The 18,506-nt window shown below is 48.9% G+C and carries 18 protein-coding genes; 5 read left to right on the top strand and 13 right to left on the bottom strand.

The window, feature by feature from the left end:
• Positions 1-103: 103 nt before the first annotated feature.
• The 4 genes from QM657_RS13215 to QM657_RS13200 are packed head-to-tail and all read left to right on the top strand — an operon-like array spanning position 104 to position 3,396.
• The gene (locus tag QM657_RS13215) at positions 104-1,048 is read left to right on the top strand and encodes a cell wall-binding protein (RefSeq protein WP_415067164.1); all 945 of its coding nucleotides are present in this window, start codon (positions 104-106) and stop codon (positions 1,046-1,048) included.
• 32 nt (positions 1,049-1,080) lie between these two features.
• Positions 1,081-2,148, top strand: a complete 1,068-nt coding sequence (locus tag QM657_RS13210) for a ComEC/Rec2 family competence protein (RefSeq protein WP_415067163.1) — start codon at positions 1,081-1,083, stop codon at positions 2,146-2,148.
• Between the two features lie 32 nt (positions 2,149-2,180).
• Complete coding sequence (locus tag QM657_RS13205; RefSeq protein ID WP_415067161.1) at positions 2,181-2,393, top strand: DUF3006 domain-containing protein; 213 nt, start codon at positions 2,181-2,183, stop codon at positions 2,391-2,393.
• Between the two features lie 13 nt (positions 2,394-2,406).
• A complete protein-coding gene (locus tag QM657_RS13200) occupies positions 2,407-3,396 on the top strand; it encodes an exonuclease domain-containing protein (RefSeq protein ID WP_415067160.1) in 990 nt (329 codons plus the stop codon).
• Here the strand turns inward: QM657_RS13200 and QM657_RS13195 are convergent.
• The 5 genes from QM657_RS13195 to QM657_RS13175 all read right to left on the bottom strand — a co-directional run bounded on the left by QM657_RS13195 (position 3,393) and on the right by QM657_RS13175 (position 8,148).
• Positions 3,393-4,103 carry a response regulator gene (locus tag QM657_RS13195; RefSeq protein WP_415067159.1) on the bottom strand — a complete coding sequence of 237 codons (711 nt, stop codon included), beginning with the start codon at positions 4,101-4,103 and terminating at the stop codon, positions 3,393-3,395. The genes QM657_RS13200 and QM657_RS13195 overlap by 4 nt on opposite strands.
• On the bottom strand, positions 4,096-5,187 hold the full coding sequence (locus tag QM657_RS13190; RefSeq protein WP_415067157.1) for an ATP-binding protein: 1,092 nt from the start codon (positions 5,185-5,187) through the stop codon (positions 4,096-4,098). The genes QM657_RS13195 and QM657_RS13190 overlap by 8 nt, the downstream gene beginning before the upstream one ends.
• Before the next feature lie 17 nt (positions 5,188-5,204).
• On the bottom strand, positions 5,205-6,695 hold the full coding sequence (locus QM657_RS13185) for a D-alanyl-D-alanine carboxypeptidase family protein (RefSeq protein WP_415067156.1): 1,491 nt from the start codon (positions 6,693-6,695) through the stop codon (positions 5,205-5,207).
• An 85-nt stretch (positions 6,696-6,780) separates the two neighbouring features.
• Positions 6,781-7,476, bottom strand: a complete 696-nt coding sequence (locus QM657_RS13180; protein WP_415067155.1) for a TIGR01906 family membrane protein — start codon at positions 7,474-7,476, stop codon at positions 6,781-6,783.
• 21 nt (positions 7,477-7,497) lie between these two features.
• On the bottom strand, positions 7,498-8,148 hold the full coding sequence (locus QM657_RS13175; protein WP_415067154.1) for a trimeric intracellular cation channel family protein: 651 nt from the start codon (positions 8,146-8,148) through the stop codon (positions 7,498-7,500).
• 286 nt (positions 8,149-8,434) lie between these two features.
• On the opposite strand from QM657_RS13175, the gene QM657_RS13170 reads away from it, so the two are divergent.
• Positions 8,435-10,180 carry a methyl-accepting chemotaxis protein gene (locus QM657_RS13170; RefSeq protein ID WP_415067153.1) on the top strand — a complete coding sequence of 582 codons (1,746 nt, stop codon included), beginning with the start codon at positions 8,435-8,437 and terminating at the stop codon, positions 10,178-10,180.
• A gap of 146 nt (positions 10,181-10,326) precedes the next feature.
• Here QM657_RS13170 and QM657_RS13165 read toward each other — a convergent pair whose 3' ends face one another.
• From QM657_RS13165 to QM657_RS13130, 8 genes are read right to left on the bottom strand one after another with little or no spacing between them, the layout of a single operon-like run.
• A complete protein-coding gene (locus QM657_RS13165; protein ID WP_415067152.1) occupies positions 10,327-10,947 on the bottom strand; it encodes a V-type ATP synthase subunit D in 621 nt (206 codons plus the stop codon).
• An 11-nt stretch (positions 10,948-10,958) separates the two neighbouring features.
• Complete coding sequence (locus tag QM657_RS13160) at positions 10,959-12,362, bottom strand: V-type ATP synthase subunit B (protein WP_415067150.1); 1,404 nt, start codon at positions 12,360-12,362, stop codon at positions 10,959-10,961.
• Between the two features lie 14 nt (positions 12,363-12,376).
• Positions 12,377-14,143 carry a V-type ATP synthase subunit A gene (locus QM657_RS13155; protein ID WP_415067148.1) on the bottom strand — a complete coding sequence of 589 codons (1,767 nt, stop codon included), beginning with the start codon at positions 14,141-14,143 and terminating at the stop codon, positions 12,377-12,379.
• Positions 14,136-14,738 (bottom strand): V-type ATP synthase subunit E, encoded by a 603-nt coding sequence (locus QM657_RS13150; protein ID WP_415067147.1) that lies wholly within the window; start codon positions 14,736-14,738, stop codon positions 14,136-14,138. Before QM657_RS13150 ends, QM657_RS13155 begins: the two co-directional genes overlap by 8 nt.
• 15 nt (positions 14,739-14,753) lie before the next feature.
• Entirely contained in the window at positions 14,754-15,062 is a 309-nt protein-coding gene (locus QM657_RS13145) for a V-type ATP synthase subunit F (RefSeq protein WP_415067146.1), read from the bottom strand.
• A gap of 2 nt (positions 15,063-15,064) precedes the next feature.
• Positions 15,065-15,496, bottom strand: coding sequence for an ATP synthase subunit C (locus QM657_RS13140; protein WP_415067145.1), 432 nt, complete (start codon positions 15,494-15,496; stop codon positions 15,065-15,067).
• Positions 15,497-15,519: 23 nt separating this feature from the next.
• A complete protein-coding gene (locus tag QM657_RS13135; protein ID WP_415067143.1) occupies positions 15,520-17,442 on the bottom strand; it encodes a V-type ATP synthase subunit I in 1,923 nt (640 codons plus the stop codon).
• A gap of 16 nt (positions 17,443-17,458) precedes the next feature.
• Positions 17,459-18,502: a V0D/AC39 family V-type ATPase subunit gene (locus QM657_RS13130; protein WP_415067142.1), complete on the bottom strand. Its 1,044-nt coding sequence runs from the start codon at positions 18,500-18,502 to the stop codon at positions 17,459-17,461.
• Positions 18,503-18,506 lie beyond the last annotated feature (4 nt).

The following is an 18,506-nucleotide window of genomic DNA, read 5'->3' as shown; positions in this document are numbered from 1 at the left end:
ATACCCGGCATATTTTCTCCCCTCCAAAAGCAATAATCATTCACAAATGGCTGAAAATGGGTTATAATAAATTTATGAAAAAATCAGAGGGGAGGAAACAATCATGAGCGGTAAAAAGGTATTGTCACTGATGATTGCTGTTATACTCGCTGCAGGCGCTTTCAGCACCACTGTTATGGCAGCATCGAAAAAGAAGATCACATCGGTAAATTTAACCGTGAAGGCAGAAGTAATACCGGGAGGTTCTGTTTTTGAACAGGAAGCGGAACTGGAGATAAGAAACAAAAACATTACAGTGGGCGGATATGAATTTATCAACAGGGGATTTGAGTGGTCTGAACGCGATATACCCAGAATGGAAGTGACCCTGTATGCGGAAAATGAGTATTCTTTTTCCGTACCCAGTTCCGGAATTAAAATTCAGGGCGGGACCCTTGTGTCTCAGAAAACAGAAGATTCCAGTTTGATTCTGACCATTGATCTTCCAAGGACCAGCGAGTCCATTCAGGATGTGGAAAAGGTGGAATGGGTTTCTTCCACAGCGGCTGGCTGGAGCCAGGCCATAGGAGCCGGAACGTATGAGGTAAAGCTGTACCGGGATGGAAAAACCGTGGGAACGGTCAAGACCACGGGAGAGACAACCATGGATTTTGGAACATCTCTCACCAGGGTCGGAAGCTACACCGTCCGGGTGCGTCCCATCAATAAGATAAAGGCGGAGAACAAGGGCGGCTGGACTGAGTCGGCGCCGAAAAACGTCGGAGAGGCAGAGGCAGCTAACAACCGCAGCACAGTTTCCGACATGGGCTGGAAACAGGATCATATAGGCTGGTGGTATAAGAATGCAGACGGAAGCTATACGGTGAGCAACTGGCAGTATATCAACGGCCAGTGGTATTATTTCAATGAATCGGGCTATATGGCTACAGGCTGGATTCACTGGAACGGAAAGCAGTATTACTGCGATACCGCAGGAGGACATATGCTTGCTAATACACAGACTCCTGACGGGGCAGCAGTAGGGCCTGACGGAGCCAGGCTTCCTTAAGATTGTAAAAGCAGGAAAGAGCGGCGGTAAAAATGGCGGAAAAATTTTATAAGCGCCTGCTTGCCGGGGCGGTTATCATTCTGGCCCTTTTGCTGGCAGGCTGCGGTGTTAAAGTCCGGGTTTCCTCTCCTTTGACCGGAGGGGAAACCGGGGGGAATTTAAAGGTTCATTTCATTGATGTGGGGCAGGGAGACAGCACCTTAATTGAGCAGAACGGACATTTCATGCTCATAGACGCCGGGGAAAAGGATCAGGGCGAAACAGTGGTTTCCTATTTGGAAAAGCAGGGAGTAAAAAAGCTGGATTACGTCATCGGCACCCATCCCCATTCCGACCATATCGGAGGGCTTTCTGAGGTTTTAAAGGCCTTTGAGGTGGGACGGGTGATCATGCCTGCAAAGGAGCATACCATCCGAATTTATGAAAACCTTTTGGATGAAATCGCCCGGCAGAACTTAAAAATCACCCTTCCCAAGGTGGGGAATACGTATGAGCTGGGAGCTTCTTCTTTCCAGATCATAGCCCCGGTCCGGGATTATGGGGATAATTTAAATAACTGGTCTGTGGGAATCCGGTTAACTTACGGGGAAACCGGATTTGTCTTTTGCGGGGATGCGGAAAAAGAAGCGGAAGGGGATATTATAGGCAGCGGCCTCGATTTAAAGGCTGACGTGCTGAAGATTTCCCACCATGGAAGCAGCACTTCTTCTTCCAGCCGTTTCATGGATATGGTGGACCCGGATTACGGAGTCATTTCCTGCGGGAAGAATAATGATTACGGCCATCCTCATAAGGAAATCCGGTCCATGCTGAAGAAGCGCAGTATCAAAAGCTTCCGGACCGATGAGCTGGGAACCATCATAGCGGTCAGCGACGGAAAAACCGTCACATTTCCCGGCCAGGAGACAGAGGATTTGACCGGAAAAGGGGCAGGGCTGGAAAATCAGGAGTATGTGATCAACACCAATACCAGGAAATTCCATTACCCTGACTGCAGTTCGGCCACTTCCATGAAAAAGGAAAACAGAAAGACTTATACAGGAACCAGGGAAGATGTGATAAAGATGGGATATGAGCCATGCCAGATATGCAGCCCTTAAGCTGAATAAAAAATAAGGAGGGGGAACCGTTTATGGAATATATTATTGACCGGATCGGCCCGGAAATCGCTGTCTGTGAAGATGAAGAAGGCACCATGATAAAGCTGATAGCCACAGAGCTTCCTCTGGGGGCCAGAGAAGGGGACGTCCTTACGTGGGAGCCGGGAGGCTGGAGGCTGAACCGGGAAGAAACGCAAAGGCGCAGGGAGAGTGTGAAAAGGAAGCTGGAAAGTCTGATAGAATGAAGGATTTAAGTTGATGAAAAATTATATTGTGCTGGACCTGGAATGGAACCAGAGCGCCGGAGGAACCGAAGAGACAATCGAGCATTTCCCTTTTGAGATCATAGAGATCGGGGCTGTTAAGCTCAATGAGGCCATGGAAGAAACAGGGGAGTTCAGGCGGCTTATCAGGCCCAGGGTCTACACCCGGCTTCATGAAAAGATATTGGAAGTGACCCATATGGATGAGAAAACTCTCGTGGAAGAAGGCGTGGATTTTGAAGATGCCATCAGGGAGTTTCTCTTATGGTGCGGGGAAGACGGCCTGTTTTGCACCTGGGGGTCCATGGACTTGACGGAGCTGCAGCGAAATATGACCTTTCACGGAATTCCGGTTCCATTTCCAAAGCCCTTTTTGTACTATGATATCCAGAAGCTTTACAGCATTCTCTACAGTGACGGAAAGGAACGCCAGTCCCTTGACCTTGCCGTCACAGAGCGGAATCTGACGGAATCAAGGCCGTTTCACCGGGCCCTTGATGATGCCCACTATACGGGACGGATTATGCAGGAAATGGATTTTGAGAAGGTGAGTCTGTACTGGTCTACCGATTATTACCGCCTGCCTGAGACGAAGGAAGAAGAGGTGTATTTGATCTTTCCCGATTATTCCAAATACATCTCAAGGCCCTTTGAGTCAAAGCAGGAGGCCATTGAGGATAAAACCGTAACAGATTTGATCTGCTGCCAATGCGGCCGGATGCTGAGAAAGAAAATCAAGTGGTTTTCCGCGAACCAGAAGTTCTACACTGCCTTAGGCTGCTGTCCTGTCCATGGAAATGTGAAGGGAAAGCTGCGCATGAGGCGCAGTGAGGATGGGAAGGTTTATGTGGTGAAGACCATGAGGCTGATGGGCGAAGAGGATATCAAGGGGATATACGAGAAAAAAGAAGAAGCCAGAAAAAAACGGGTGGAAAAAACCAGGGTCCGGAATAAGAAAAAGAAAGGGGAAGTCCCCCTTTCTTAAATTTCGCTTTCCCTCATCCGGTAGCCCACCCCGATTTCCGTAAAGATATACTTTGGCTCTGCGGGATTGGCTTCTATTTTTCTGCGGATGTGAGCCATGTTGACCCGGAGGGTCTGGTTGTTGCTGTCCGCATAAGGTCCCCATATGTGGTTGATGATGTGGTCATACGTCAGAACCTTTCCTGAGCTTTCTGCCAGAAGGCATACCAGCTTGTATTCGATCTGGGTCAGGTGGATCTTCTGGCCGTCTAAGGTGATCAGGCGCTTGCTGAAATCAATGCATAAGCCCTCGCTTCTGTAAGGAACCTGCACCAGAGAACCGCAGGCAGTGCTGGTGGTAGGCTTTCCGTGGCGCAGAGCCGTGCGGATTCTCGCCAAAAGCTCGCTGGTTCCAAAGGGTTTTGTGATATAATCGTCAGCACCGTAATCCAGGGCAGCCACCTTTTCCTGTTCCTGGGTTCTGGCCGAGATGACGATGATAGGGGTGGAGGTCCAGCTTCTGACCCCTTTTATAATATCCATTCCATCCAGGTCAGGAAGGCCTAAGTCCAAAAGGATCACATCCGGGCAGAGAGAATTGATGAGAGCCAGGCCATCCCGTCCGGAGCTGGCAGTAATCACCTTATAATCATGTCTTTCCAGTGCACTTTCAATGAAATTGCAGATATTCTTTTCATCTTCTATGATTACGACTGTAATTTTACTCATAACTCTTTTCCTCCAGTGGTAATGTAAACGTAAAAACTGCGCCCTCATCCTCATTGGCAGCGGAGATACTTCCGTCGTGAGCGGTGACAATGGTCTTGCAGATGGACAGGCCGATGCCCATGCCTTTGCGGGAATCTCCGCTGCTGTTTTGTGACGGGCTGTAGCCGTCAAACAGGGTATCCAGCCGTTCCGGCACAATTCCTACGCCGTAGTCACGCACATGAAACCAGGCGTATCCATCGTGTACGTCTACAGACAGGCTGATGGGTTTGGAGGAATTGGAGTGATAAGCGGCATTTTCCAGAAGATTGATGATGACCTGTTCGATCAGGGTGGCATCCATGGGAACCATGACGAATTCCTCAGGCACGGTTACCTGGACGGCGGACTGGGGGAGCCGCTTGTGGAAACGCTGGAGAGCTTCCGCCACCACTTCCTCCAGGGGCTCGGAGCATTTGGACACCTGGGCGCCTGTATTGCGGATTCTGGTGACGCTCAGGAGATTTTCCACCATGTTTAAAAGCCAGTTGGCATCCTCTTGTATGTTCGCCACCAGGTTTGTCTTTTCCTCATTGGACAGGCCCTGGGAATTCTCCAGATAGGTGCTGCTGGCACCGATGATGCCGGTTAAAGGCGTGCGCAGATCATGGGAAACAGCCCTTAACAGGTTGGCTCTCATGGTCTCTTTTTCTGCCTCCATCAAAAGCTTTTCCTGTTCGCTTAAAATATGGCTTTTTTCCTTTAAATGGGTGGTAGTGGTGCTGGTGATGATGGAAATGGCCAGCATGGCAATAAAGGTGATGGGATACCCTTCCAGGGTGAAGTTAAAAGCCATGAAGGGGTAGGTAAATGCAAAGTTTACACAGAGCACGCTGATAAAAGAGGCGATCACTCCTGGTATATAACCGTTGGAATAGCGGGAGATGAGAACCACCGCCATCACGTAGACAATTCCCACATTGTTGGTAAAGCCTCCCAATAGCAGCATCATATAAGACATGACGGTTGCAAAAAGCAGGCAGGTGAGCGTAATCAGGATATTACGCAGCAATTCTTTTTTTGAAGTTTTCCAGTAGCTTTTCATAAAATTCCCTTTGTTTGTCAGAACTTGGTTTTACCGTTCCGGCGGCCTCTGCGTTTGGTAGAAGAGGTGCTGCGCCTTTGCTCCATAATGGAGTTGAATTCATCGGCGGAAATGCCGGAATCCTGGAGCCGCCTCCTGCGCTGTTCCCTGCGGATTAAAAACTCATGCTCTTCCCGGTGTCTGCGGTAGATCAGAAAGGATATGATACCGCCCAGCGCTGCGACGAGAGCCACACTTCCTAAAACCAGCCAGGCGGCCAGCGGGATTTCAAAGGGCCGCAAAGCTCTCTCCCGGTAGTCCTCTGAGGCGGTAGGCGTTGACAGTTCCTCTAAGGGCAAGGGATTCTGAGGGGCAGGTTTCTCCTCAGGAACCTGAAGCAGAGCCTGATTCACCTCCAAGAAGGTACAGCCCACCACCCGGTCATTGTAGCGGTAGTTGATCTTTGCGATGGCGCCTTCTGGGTCCCCTGATGAGATATCGTAGCTCAGCTCCGGCACAGCATCGGAAAAAACGGCTGTTTTAGGCAGGATGATCCGGCTTTCCGGGTCTAAAATCAGGGCTTCCGGCTTGCTGATGGACAGCCCGCTGAAATTTAGGTCACTGGTAATGAAGCTGTAGGTTTTTTCATAATCGGCAGCTTTTAAGGAAACAAAGTTTCCAAAGCCAAAGTCTAAAAGTCCCTTGGTATCCGCCCAGTACTGGGGGGTGGAACCCTTTAAAATGACGGTGATCAGCTTTAAGCCGTTTTTTTCCGCGCAGGTCACAAGGGTGTTTCCTGCCAGGGTGGTATAGCCTGTCTTGCCTCCGACGATTCCGGGATAGTAGTAAGGAGTGCTTTTTCTCATCATCCGGTGGCCCGGATAGATGGAAAGCCCCTCCTGATTGATGGAATTAGGAGGAAGTTTATAGTAGGTTGCGGAGTCGATTTCCTCGAAAACAGGGTTATTAAAGGCAGCCCTGGAAATGAGAGCCATGTCATAGGCAGAAGTATAGTGTTCCGGATTGTTAAGTCCGCTTGGATTGGCAAAATGGGTGTTGGTGCAGCCAAGCTCCTTTGCACGGGCATTCATCATATCGGCAAAGGCCTCGGTGCTTCCGGCGATGTGCTCTGCCAGGGCATTGGCTGATTCGTTGGCCGATTTGAGCAAAAGGGCATAGAGACAGTCCTTGACGGATAAGACATCTCCTTCATTGATTCCGGCATTGCTGCTTCCGGCTTCCACGTTGAAAACAGCGTTGTGGGAAAATGTCACCATTTCATCCAAGTCACAGTTTTCAATTACAATCAGTGCGGTCATGACCTTGGTGATGCTGGCCGGAAAGTACTGCTGGTGAATGTTTTGTCCCCAGAGCACAGTTCCTGTATCCGCATCCATCAGTATGGCTCCCTCAGCCTGTGCCGAAGCTTCAGAGGGCCACGCAGGAGCGGCCCAGGCACTGGAAAGGGAGAACATAGAGAAGGTGAAGCACAGGAAATATAGGAAAATTCTTTTTATAAATTGAGTCATATTGAATAATCTCTCCATAAAATTGATTCAGCTTCCGATAATTGTCCAATCTACAGTATAGATTATTTGACCTTACAAGTAAAGTTTATTTGTGATTTTTCCTGTATTTACGCATAAGAAACAGGCAGAGAACCAGGATGAGAAGAACACAGAAAAAGTAGATGGCCCCTATGAGAAATACCGTATCCCGGAAAAAACCTTCCGGTACAATATTGATCAGCATGTCGGTGGCCGGGTCTAAAATCCATAAATCGTTGTTGAAAAACATGTGGTGAAACAGGATGAAGTATCTGGTAAAGTCTGTGGAAATGATCCCTGCCACAGCGGCGGAGGCGGCAAAGAATGCGCCTGTTCCGGCCAGTACGGACCGGGGAAGGACTTTTCTCACAGGAGCTTTTAAGAGAAAGAGTCCGGTCAGGCAGACGGCCATGGCTATGAGGCAGCCTCTGCGTATGGCAAGGCCTCCTAAGAACAGCTCCTTCACATCCTCCATATGGGCGATTTCCCGTTCATTGAAAAATTCCCGTCTGACCCCTCCCATGGTGGTTTCCACATGAAGGTCCTCCCTGTCTCCCCTAAGGTATGCCATCATCTCATCTGTGACATCCAGTAAGTCTTCCATTGTCATGGAAACGTCCTGGGTCACGTTGTATTTGGCGTATTCCTTTTCAAAGAATCCGGGAATCCAGTAGACGGCGGCCTCGATGGAGGTGAATAAAAGAACGACCATAAGGCAGATTGAAAAAGTGATTCCAAGGGTGTATTGCAGAATTCGTTTCATAAGAGTTCTCCTTTAATTAAGTTAATGTCCGGTTGCAGTGGGCAGGTTCCAGCAGAAATGTGTGGCTAATAAACGGATGAGAATGACTGTGCAGGCCCCTGTCAGCATGGCTAAATCTCCGTTGATCCTGCCCATGAGCCCTGCATAGAGAAGGGCCCCGGCAATGGAGGCGCAGGCATAGATGTGCTTTCTCAGCACATAGGGAGTCTGTCCGGCCATAATGTCCCTTAAAATTCCCCCGCCAACGCCGGTGATGACCCCTAAAAAGATGACGAGAAAGTCATAGTCCCCGTAGCCGGAGATGACTGCCGTGTCGATTCCCACCACAGTAAAGGCCCCAAGGCCTATGGCGTCAAAGATGTTCATGACCTTTTCATAGGCTTCAATGGAGCGGCTGTTTACGAATTTCCGGTTTATTCTCACAAAGCCAAATAAGAGCAGAACGGTTGCAAAAGCCAGCAGGACATAGATCGGGTCTTTAAAAAGGTTGGGAGGCACATTGCCGATGATGATGTCCCTCAGCATTCCGCCTCCAACGGCAGTTGTGACGCCTAAGACAATGACGCCCAAAAGATCAAGCTGTTTTTTTATGGCAACCATGGCCCCCGAAGAGGCAAAGGCGATGGTACCGATTGCTTCTACAAAGAAAAATAAGGTAAGATCTATTTTCATTCCAAACCTCCGGTTTATTCTCTTAAGGAAATTAAAGAAAGTATAAGTTTTAAAAGGGAGTTTGTCAATGCAGAAAAAAGGCAAAAGCGCCCCGGAATTCGTTGATTATGCTGTCGATTTTTGGTAAAATAAGATTAACATAAAAGAGTCTAAATATTCTGACAAATCCTGCAATATAGACGCCAGGAAGAGCAGTTACCGTACTGTAGGGGAGGCTGAAACATTCAGAGCAAAGGATAGGAAACCGGACCGTATTTTAGATCACAATATATTGGAGGAAATTAATATGAAGAACATATCGCTTACACTTAAGCTGCTTCTGATCAGCATCCCCGCCTTAATCGCCTTGATAGCGGTTTCGGCAATCTTTATTTTCAATTTAAAGGTTACCAATACCAATACGCAGAATGTACTCTATGATGAACTTTTTGTTCCTACGGCAGCGCTCATCAATGCCGACAGGGACTTTTACCAGGCTTATGTTGCGGAGGATGAGCTGATTCTTTTGCGTGCACAGGGAAAGACGGTTCCAGAAAATCAAAAAGAAAGTCTTTCCGCCGATTTTCAAGAGAATGCAGGGCAGGTACAAACGCGCTTGGAAAATGCATATGCAAAGATCCGGGAAAATCCAGATTTGTATGCCGGTTTTCAGCATCCGGTGGAAGGCACAACGCTCAAAGACCTTTATGAGCAATTTACAAAGGGTTATACCGATTGGTTAAACAGTTATGATCCTGTTTCGGGGAGCGGAGATTATGAAGCCCATATCGCTGCCTTCGCTTCAGCCAGGGAAAATATTAATGTGATGACCGAACTCCTTGAGGCATATGCAGAATCCAGTACTGCGGCGATTCAGAAACAGATTGCAGATACTACGATGCTGTCTGCTGCTGCTGTCGGTATCATTGTCGTGGTATTGACTGCATTGGCGTTTAGCGTTCTTCTCTATCTGAAGAAGAACATACAGTACATAACCGGCATCAGCAGACGTATTGCACACGGAGAACTGATGATTACAATTGATGAAAAGACATTTTCAAAGGATGAAGTGGGACAGCTCTGTCTGGCAATGGGCCAAATTTTAACCATGCTGGGTGAATATCACAGCTATATCCGCGAAATAACTTCAATACTGGAAACCATGAAGCAGGGGGATATGAGGGTGCGTCTGTCCCAGGCATATGAGGGGGAATTTGCTTCTGTTAAAAGAGCCCTCCTCGGTATTTCGTCCTCTCTCAACCAGACATTAACTCTGATCAACACCGCAGCGGAACAGGTTGCAACCGGCTCAGAGCAGGTGTCCAGCGGAGCTCAGGCCCTGGCGGCAGGGTCTACGGAACAAGCCGCTTCTGTTGAGGAGCTGAGCGCTTCTATTGAAAGAGTTGCCGAGCATTCTGCAGAAAATGCTGCTGTTGTGAATACGGCAGCAGGATATTTTGATCAGGCCATCGTTGACTTCGGCATAGGAATTGAGCGGATGGAGCAGCTTAGGGAGGCAATGGGAGAGATTTCTTCCTCTTCCGACCAGATTGCAAATATTACGAAGGTCATAGAAGATATTGCGTTCCAGACCAATATTCTGGCTCTCAATGCGGCCGTTGAGGCGGCCAGGGCAGGAGAGGCCGGAAAGGGTTTTGCCGTTGTGGCAGATGAGGTCCGCAACCTTGCTGCAAAGTCTGCGGAAGCTGCCAAGAAGACGGCTGATCTGATTCAGGCATCTGCTATTACGGTATCCAAAGGTATGGAGATGACAGAAGGAACAGCGCAGATTCTGAAAAATGTGGGTGTCACGACGGAAAAGGTGAATAAGAACCTGGAACGGATTAAACAGGCTTCCCAGGAGCAGACGGAAGCAATTGAGCAGATCAAGGGCGGGCTCTCTCAGGTTTCCGCGGTTGTACAGACGAACGCCGCTACCGCAGAGGAAAATTCCGCTACCAGTGAGGAAATGTCAGCTCAGGCCGAGTCACTGCGGGAGGAGGTCAGGAAATTCAAGCTGGAAGGACGGGCTTCTGCCCGCCTGTCGGTATAAACGGCGTCAATTCCTATGCCGGGGGCAGTCAAAAGTATGACTGCCCCCGGTTTTTTGTGCAGACCCTGCTTTTCAAAGATATGGGATAAAGAAACAGCAGAGTAAACGGCATCAGATCGTTTCTGATTTCGTTTACCCTGCTATTTTTAAGCATTGCCTTTATTCCTCTTGATCACCTTAAGCCTTGTAAACTCCTCCCGGTCCTTTTCCTCCAAAGAGTTGTTGATATTCCTTGTAAGGGTTTGATACCGGGGGATGGTAATGTTCTTTAATGCATTGGCCCGCTTCTGGGTCTTTTTAATGCTGTTTGCCAGACGGTAAGCGGAGTTTTCCACTGTGGAAAGCCGGACGGTCAGTTTTTTCACCTTTTCAAACTGCTCTCTGGCTTCATCTAAGGATTCCCTGGTGCTGTAATAGGCATACGTTAAGTTCAAAGGCATTTCCCCGTACTCAGCCAGAGGGATTTCCGTCCCCATAATGCTGCGGGTCTTGATCTTCACCGTATGATCTACAGGAACGGCCATGGCGATGTCCTGGACGTAATTGATACCCAGCTCAATATTGGCCCGCTGCAGGGCCTTGTAAGCGGAGGTGAAGGTCACGTCGATTTCCGACTGGATGCCCTTGGCTTCATCAATCAAGCCCATCAGCTCCTTGATTAAGATGTTCCGTTTTTTATCCATGAGCTGATATCCCTGGCTGGCTAAAGCCAGGGAGTTCTTTGCGAGGATTAAATTTCCTTTTGTTGGAAATGAATTAGGATTCATAAATACCCCTCCTATTCTTCCTTATGATCCGGGTCGGCTGCTTTATAATACTGGTCTAAGACCTTGGTGTCGATACGGTCCAGCTCGCCTTTTGGAAGAAGCCCTAAAAGCTCCCAGCCAATGGAGAGGGTTTCCATAATATTCCGGTTGGCGTGGTTTCCCTGGCCTACAAAGCGGTCTTCAAACGCCCTGCCGAAAACCAGATATTTTTTATCCAGGGGGGAGAGCTCATCTTCACCGATAACTGATGCCAGAGCTCTTGCATCCCCCACCTTGGCATAGCAGGAGAAAAGCTGGTTTGCCACGCCCTGATGGTCGGCCCTTGTAAAACCTTCTCCGATGCCATCCTTCATCAGACGGCTTAAGGAAGGAAGCACATTGATGGGCGGATAAACCGACTGTCCGTGAAGGCTGCGGTCCAGAACGATCTGGCCTTCTGTAATGTATCCCGTAAGGTCCGGGATAGGGTGGGTGATATCGTCGTTTGGCATGGTCAGAATGGGAATCTGGGTCACAGAGCCATGCTTTCCTTTTACAATTCCGGCTCTCTCATAGATGGAAGCCAGATCGCTGTATAAATATCCGGGATAGCCTTTTCTGGAAGGAATCTCTCCTTTGGAAGAGGAAACCTCACGGAGAGCTTCCGCATAGGCCGTCATATCCGTCAAAATGACCAGGATGTGCATCCCTTTTTCAAAAGCCAGATACTCTGCCAGGGTCAGGGCCACCTTTGGGGTGATCAGCCTCTCCACAACAGGGTCATTTGCCAGGTTGATGAAGGTAGCCACGTGGTCGGAAACGCCGCTTTCCTCAAATGTGCGGCGGAAGAACTCAGCCACATCGTACTTGACGCCCATGGCCGCAAATACAACGGCAAATTTCTCGCTGGATTTTGAATCATCGCCAAGGGAAGCCTGCTGTACGATCTGGGCGGCCAGCTCATCATGAGGAAGGCCGTTTCCTGAGAAAATGGGAAGCTTCTGCCCGCGGATCAGGGTCATCAGTCCGTCAATGGCTGAAATTCCGGTCCGGATGTAATCTCTGGGGTATTCACGGGTCACAGGGTTTAAGGGCTTTCCGTTGACATCCAGCCTTAAGCTGGAATTGATGTCCCCCAGCCCGTCAATGGGCTCTCCGATGCCGTTAAAGGTACGTCCCAGCATATCCTCTGATACAGCCAGCTCCATGGGGCGGCCTGTCAGCCGGGTGTGGACATTTCTAAGAGCCAGGCCGTCAGTTCCTTCAAACACCTGGATGATGGCCTTGTTTTCATAAACCTCAATGATGCGTCCCAGCTTTTTTGTCTTCCTGTCCACGGTCATTTCCACGATTTCATCAAAGGAAGCATTCTGTACGCCTTCTAAAACCACCATGGGTCCGTTGATTGCGCTTAATCCTAAATATTCGATTGCCATAGTCTGCCTCCTTCTTATGCGTTTCGTTCGATGACGGAATCGTAAAATGTATCGATCTGTTTTTTATACTCTTCAAACATATCCAGCCTGTCATTGGGAACATCGTATTTGATGGAAATGATCCTGTCAAAAATCGGGTCCTCCTTTAACACGGACATGGGCATTCCCATGGATATGAGGGAACGGGATTTTTTGTACAAATAAAGAATCAGGTCCATCATCAAAAACTGCTTTTCCATGGGCACACACGTATCGTCCTTGTGAAATGCGTTCTGCTGCAAAAAGCCGATTCGGATGACCTTTGAAATCTCTAAAATCAGCTTCTGGTCATCGGGAAGCATATCCCCGCCGATCAGTTTTACGATTTCCATCAAACTGCTTTCCTGGGTCAGCAGATAGACCAGCCTGTTTCTGTAATCCCCGAATCTCTTATCCACATGCTCCACGTACCATGGAGCTAAATCCATCAGATATTCCGAATAACTGCTGAGCCAGTGAATGGCCGGGAAATGGCGCTCGTTTGCCAGGTTCCGGTCCAGTCCCCAGAAGCAGCGGACAAAACGCCTTGTATTCTGGGTGACAGGCTCTGAGAAGTCGCCTCCCTGTGGGGATACGGCTCCGATAATGGTGACAGAGCCTTCGGTTCCGTTCATATTCTGCATCATTCCGGCTCTTTCATAAAAGGCGGATAAACGGGAAGCCAAATAAGCCGGGAAGCCTTCCTCAGCAGGCATTTCCTCCAGACGGCCTGACAATTCCCTTAAGGCTTCCGCCCAGCGGGAAGTGGAATCCGCCATGATTGCCACGTGATATCCCATGTCCCGGTAATATTCCGCCAGGGTGAGGCCGGAGTAAAGGCTGGCTTCACGGGCGGCAACGGGCATGTTGGAGGTGTTTGCAATCAGTGTGGTCCGGTCCATAAGAGGATTTCCGGAACGGGGGTCGATCAGTTCAGAGAATTCCTCAAGAACCTGGGTCATCTCATTTCCCCGCTCTCCGCAGCCGATGTAGATAATAATATCCGCATCAGACCACTTGGCAACCTGATGCTGGGTCATGGTCTTTCCTGTTCCGAAGCCTCCCGGAATGCAGGCCGTTCCGCCTTTTGCCAGGGGGAATAAGGTGTCGATGATCCTCTGTCCTGTAATGAGGGGCTTTGTGGCCGGATACCGTTTTAAAACAGGCCTGGGAATGCGGATGGGCCATTTCTGGGTCATGGTGACCTGTGTCTCCGTGCCGTCTAACAGGCGCAGGGTCAGTAAAGGATCGGATATGGTGTACTCTCCATCCTCTGCCGCATCCACCACATACCCTTCCATATCCGGCGGAATCATCACCTTGTGAACCACTGCAGGCGTCTCAGGAACCTCGGCAATGATGGCGCCTGGGAATAAGTGCTCTCCCTTTTTTACGGTTATATGGGTTTTCCAAAGCTTTGACTGATCAAGAGAATCCACCTGGATTCCACGGTCAATGTAAGCTCCGCCTGTCTTTGAAATCTCTTTTAAAGGGCGCTCAATTCCGTCAAAAATATTGCTCAAAATACCGGGAGCCAGTGTGACAGACACGGGAAAGCCGGTGGAGGTCACGTTTTCCCCCGGCCTTAAGCCGCTGGTTTCCTCATACACCTGGACGGTGGTGCGCCGGTCCGTAAGACCGATGACCTCCCCTACCAGACGGTCATTTCCAACGTAAACCATTTCATTCATCCGGAAACCGGGGTTTCCCTTTAAGTATATAATAGGGCCGTTGATTCCGGAGATTACTCCTGTATCAGCCATTTTCCCCACCTCCCATCATCTCCCTGATATCAAACCGGAAGTCGTGTTTTTCTTCCTCCAGCCTGGATTCAAAGGAATTGTCAATCAAAATATGCCTGGAGGGGATCACTGCCCGGATTCCTCCCAGAAATGAATATTCGCTTATCCGTATATCGGCGCTGGCAGGAAACGTAAGGCTTTTGGCCTTTTCCTCATCCTCAGGAGTTAAGTAAATGGTCATGAACTCCTTGCCGGCCAGCTCTGTTGCTTCCTGTACCTGTTTTTCCAGAAGACGGCCGTATTCCGGGGTTTTCATAAACTCCGTCAGCCGGTCCTTCAGCTCTGTAAACAGCTTTTCTTTTAATTCATCCTGCTTTTTTCCGAACTCCCGTTTCATGCCGATCTGTTCCAGGGAAAGCCGTTTGTTGATTTCCCTTTCCATCTGTTCCCGTTCCATGGCTACCTGCTGTCTGGCCCGTGCCTTTGCATCCTTTTGATGCTCGGCAAATGATTCCTCCAGGGCAGCCGTATATTCGTCAAGCATTTTTGCGCTGCGGGTTCTGGCATCTTCCATGCAGAAGCTTAAGAAATGCTGCAGTTTTTCCTCAGTTGTCAAGATGACCACCTCTTTCTATAGTTTTAATCCGATGGCTTCGTTCACATAATCTGTAATAAAGTCCGGCTTGCGGCCGGTTCCATGGCGGTCCGGAATTTCTATGATCAGCGGAAGTCTCCGGTTCAGCTTCACATCGTTGATGATGTCAGGAAACTCTCTGCCGAATTTCTCCGTTAAAAGGACGATTCCGATATCCCTGTCGGCCAGGACTTTATCCAGTTCACTTTTTAACTCAGCTTTTTCATGGACAACGGCACCTTCTACCCCGGCCAGTCTCATGCCGGTCCAGGTATCCACGTTGTCACTGATCAGATACATTTTCATAATTACAGCTTTCCTAAGATCATGAAAGAGATGATCAGTCCATAGAGGCACACACCTTCGGCAAGGCCAACGAAGATCAGTGATTTACCGAGGATAGAACCATCTTCGCTGATGGCTCCAAGAGCTGCACTGGCAGCAGCAGAAACGGCAATACCGCCTCCGATGCAGGCAAGGCCAGTGGAAAGAGCGGCTGCTAAATATCCCATGCCGGCAACGGTTCCTGTTACAGCGCCTGCGGTTTCCTCAGCGAAAGCGCTGCCGTTGAACATGAAGATACTGGATACGATAAGGGTTCCAAAGAATAAGAATGCGTTGACACCGAGAGCGGTCTTATAACGTCCCTTTGTCTTTTCTCCTGCGGCAAAAGCGGCGAGAGGAAGGACAATGCTTAAGGTTAATGCAGCTGCAAATATGATTTTTACTAAATTAGACATAGGATTTACCTCCGATATGGTTTTTAATTTTTCTTTCCGTAAGGCTTAAATTCACGGCCGGTTCCGCGGTAGAAACGGCTGAACAATTCGTAATATTCCAGACGAAGGACCTGAATTCCAACGATCAGTCCCTCCATGCCGCAGACAAATAAATTTCCAAGGACCACAACCACCCAGTTGGGATTTCCTGCTTCTGCGCCGGACAGCATGAGCACCACTTCCATCATGGCCGCATGGCTGATGGCAAACGCGCCCACACGGACAAAGGAAAGGGTATTGGAAAAATAGCTTAAAAGCACTTCAAACAGCTCGAAAAAGCCCTGGACCACGAACATGCCTTTGCCGCCTTCGGCTTTGTGAACTTTTTTCTCCGCCAGATGGGTCAGGGGCTCCTTAAAGAACATGAGTCCCAAAGGAATGACAAAGAGAACGATCAAAAGCAGGGTGGCCGGAATGGGTCTTCCAGTCATATAAAGAGCTATGGTCAGCACAAGGCTGGCGTAAAAAGCGAGGCCCGCCGCTCCGTTGGTATCAAACCATATTTTTTCCGTATCGTGAGAGCGGACGCTGTTTATGATATTTAAAACCATGGTCATGAGGATGATTCCCATGCCAAGGGAAACCGCAGTGATGAACACCGTGTTCAGCTTTCCGATAAAGGGCAGGCTGGTCATGTGTTCCATGGGGCGGAGCCAGACCGGGTCGATGATGTGCTCAAACCCGAATATGCTGCCAAACAAAAATCCGAATACGGTTGAGAAAAAGCCGCAGCAGGAGATGATGGCTCCTAAGTTCAGCTTCTTTTGGCGAAAGAGGAACAGTCCTCCAAGCAGCAGGCAGAGTCCCTGGCCCACATCTCCGAACATGAATCCGAACAGGAAGGAGTAGATGACTCCGATTAAAACTGTGGGATCGATTTCGTTGTAGGCGGGAAGGCCGTACATGCCGATGAACATTTCAAAGGGCCGGAACAGCTTGGGATTTTTCAGCTTGGTGGGCGGCTTGCTTAAAATGTTATTGTGGTCGTCCTCCGCAAAGAAGAAGGTTTTTTTGTCATCAGCGATTTCTTTCTGAAAAGCCACAGCATCCCGGCTGCTCATCCAGCCGCAGAGGATGTAGAACGTATTCACATCCTTTTTGGTGCAGGCTGCCAGTTTCCGGACATTGAAGTTTTCAGAAAAAGTCTCCAGCCTGTGCAAGGCAGCGGCTAAATCCTCTTTCCGTTCGGAAAGCATCTGGGTCCTCTGGCTGCGGAGCCGGTCTAAGTCCTTCTGGAGGGCGCTTATGTCGTCCTGAAGGGAGTGTATGGCATCCGTAGGAGTTCCCTTGTATTCATCCGGCAGAAAGAACCGCTCAAAATGCATGGAAGCGTAAATGGCATCGATCTGGTGTGATATGGTTTCAGGCGCAAAATAAACCAGCCACACATATTCCTGGTCCTCCCTGCATTTGTAAAGAACGGTATCAATGGTGTCATAGACATAGTCCTGGAATTTCCTGTAGTATTCATGGGAAATCCGTCCAAAGCGGAACTTGATGTATTTAAAATGAAGGATGGCGCTTAAGTCATAATTCAGTCCTACAAAGGGCAGGACCCGGTCTAAGGATTCCTGAAGGGAATTCTGCCTCGATAAAAGCTCCTGTTCATCCTTTGTAAAATCCTGTACCTGCCGGTCAATTTCCTCCACCATGACTGCGGCCTGCTGGACGGAAATCTCTCTGCGGGAGGGTTCCAGGGCCGGAAGCAGCTTTGCCAGCTCCATGGCTTTCTGGTAAGCCTCCCGGTATGGGTTTGTTTCAATATAAGGCCTTAAGTTTTTCACCGTTTTTAATTCCGACAGGGCATTTTCCAGGTGGATTTCATATTTTGACAAGTAGGTGTCAATAACCCGGTCAATGTCCTCTTTCGGTCCGGTGATGCTTAAGAATTTCATCTTTTCTATCACGAAATGGCAGCCTCCTTTACTGTGCGACTACATAGGAGATAATTTCTTCCGGATTTATGCTGTACCGGATGCTCTCTATGAGTGTGATAATTTTTTGAATCTCTTCTTCTTTAAAATAGAGATATGAATTCAGCACAGCAATGGAATAGGGATTTTGCTGGCTGGCTGAGCGGTAAATTTTATTCAAAGCCTTTTGGGTAAGGCTTTCCAAATCTGGCCGGTCCCTGGCCTCCAAGTCTGTGAGGCGGCCGTAAAAGGTGGACCGTAAAACGCTGTAAAACTCATCATCTGAGGCTGCCTCCGCCATCTTCGTGACCTGTTCCCTGGTCAATTGGTAGTGGATGGGAATCAGAAGAGAATAAATATCTGCTGGCTGCAGATGGTAATACTTTTTTGAACGGTAAATCCACTGGATATTCAGTAAATCCATCCGGCTTCCAAAGCAGCGGGAGAGGATTTTTCTCTCCTTCCGGGTTAAATGCCTGCCCATGACCTTCCAGACGCTTTTAAAATACAGAAGGTCTAAACGGACCTCATAATCGAATAAGGCGGGCTGTTTTCCGTCTTCCAGTTCAGCTAAAAGGCCGTAATAGACCGACCCTTCCAGGTCTGCAATAAAGGAAGAAATATCGGCGGAAGAGGAGAGTTTCACCAAATCCAGCCGGGAATGCTTATCAAAAAACTCCCGAAATGCCAGAAGATCGATGTCCGGGCGGCTGTGGCCCATGGCATTGCGGAAGCATTTTTTAAGAATACTGATTTCAAAGTGCATAAAATACAAATCCAGGAACTTTCGCTGGTCTAAGTTGGCGAACCGGTAGAGCTTTGCGAAATCCTGATAAAGAGAGAGGATCAGGCGCTGTTCAATGACTCCCCGGTGAAGCTCCCCTTCTAAGTTTTGAAACACTCCTTCATAAGCGGGAAGGCGCCGCAAATATTCCACTGCGTCGGAAACTGTTTCAAGGGACGCCATGTCCCGGAAATGGCTTTCCGTGATTAAGCGGCTTTCCATGGCCCGAATCTTAGTGGTAATGCCGCTGTAGGATAGCAGGTCTCCCATGGGA

The sequence above is a fragment of the Lacrimispora sp. genome, from assembly GCF_047605665.1.
GTDB lineage: Bacteria > Bacillota > Clostridia > Lachnospirales > Lachnospiraceae > Lacrimispora.
Note: the sequence above shows the minus strand (reverse complement) of the source record. Positions and strands in the feature narration are given on the sequence as shown.

Bases quoted from the DNA above. Each gene is read 5' to 3' on its own strand.
- QM657_RS13215 (WP_415067164.1), top strand. From the start codon at position 104: ATGAGCGGTAAAAAGGTATTGTCACTGATGATTGCTGTTATACTCGCT.
- QM657_RS13210 (WP_415067163.1), top strand. From the start codon at position 1,081: ATGGCGGAAAAATTTTATAAGCGCCTGCTTGCCGGGGCGGTTATCATT.
- QM657_RS13205 (WP_415067161.1), top strand. From the start codon at position 2,181: ATGGAATATATTATTGACCGGATCGGCCCGGAAATCGCTGTCTGTGAA.
- QM657_RS13200 (WP_415067160.1), top strand. From the start codon at position 2,407: ATGAAAAATTATATTGTGCTGGACCTGGAATGGAACCAGAGCGCCGGA.
- QM657_RS13195 (WP_415067159.1), bottom strand. From the start codon at position 4,103: ATGAGTAAAATTACAGTCGTAATCATAGAAGATGAAAAGAATATCTGC.
- QM657_RS13190 (WP_415067157.1), bottom strand. From the start codon at position 5,187: ATGAAAAGCTACTGGAAAACTTCAAAAAAAGAATTGCTGCGTAATATC.
- QM657_RS13185 (WP_415067156.1), bottom strand. From the start codon at position 6,695: ATGACTCAATTTATAAAAAGAATTTTCCTATATTTCCTGTGCTTCACC.
- QM657_RS13180 (WP_415067155.1), bottom strand. From the start codon at position 7,476: ATGAAACGAATTCTGCAATACACCCTTGGAATCACTTTTTCAATCTGC.
- QM657_RS13175 (WP_415067154.1), bottom strand. From the start codon at position 8,148: ATGAAAATAGATCTTACCTTATTTTTCTTTGTAGAAGCAATCGGTACC.
- QM657_RS13170 (WP_415067153.1), top strand. From the start codon at position 8,435: ATGAAGAACATATCGCTTACACTTAAGCTGCTTCTGATCAGCATCCCC.
- QM657_RS13165 (WP_415067152.1), bottom strand. From the start codon at position 10,947: ATGAATCCTAATTCATTTCCAACAAAAGGAAATTTAATCCTCGCAAAG.
- QM657_RS13160 (WP_415067150.1), bottom strand. From the start codon at position 12,362: ATGGCAATCGAATATTTAGGATTAAGCGCAATCAACGGACCCATGGTG.
- QM657_RS13155 (WP_415067148.1), bottom strand. From the start codon at position 14,143: ATGGCTGATACAGGAGTAATCTCCGGAATCAACGGCCCTATTATATAC.
- QM657_RS13145 (WP_415067146.1), bottom strand. From the start codon at position 15,062: ATGAAAATGTATCTGATCAGTGACAACGTGGATACCTGGACCGGCATG.
- QM657_RS13140 (WP_415067145.1), bottom strand. From the start codon at position 15,496: ATGTCTAATTTAGTAAAAATCATATTTGCAGCTGCATTAACCTTAAGC.
- QM657_RS13130 (WP_415067142.1), bottom strand. From the start codon at position 18,502: ATGGGAGACCTGCTATCCTACAGCGGCATTACCACTAAGATTCGGGCC.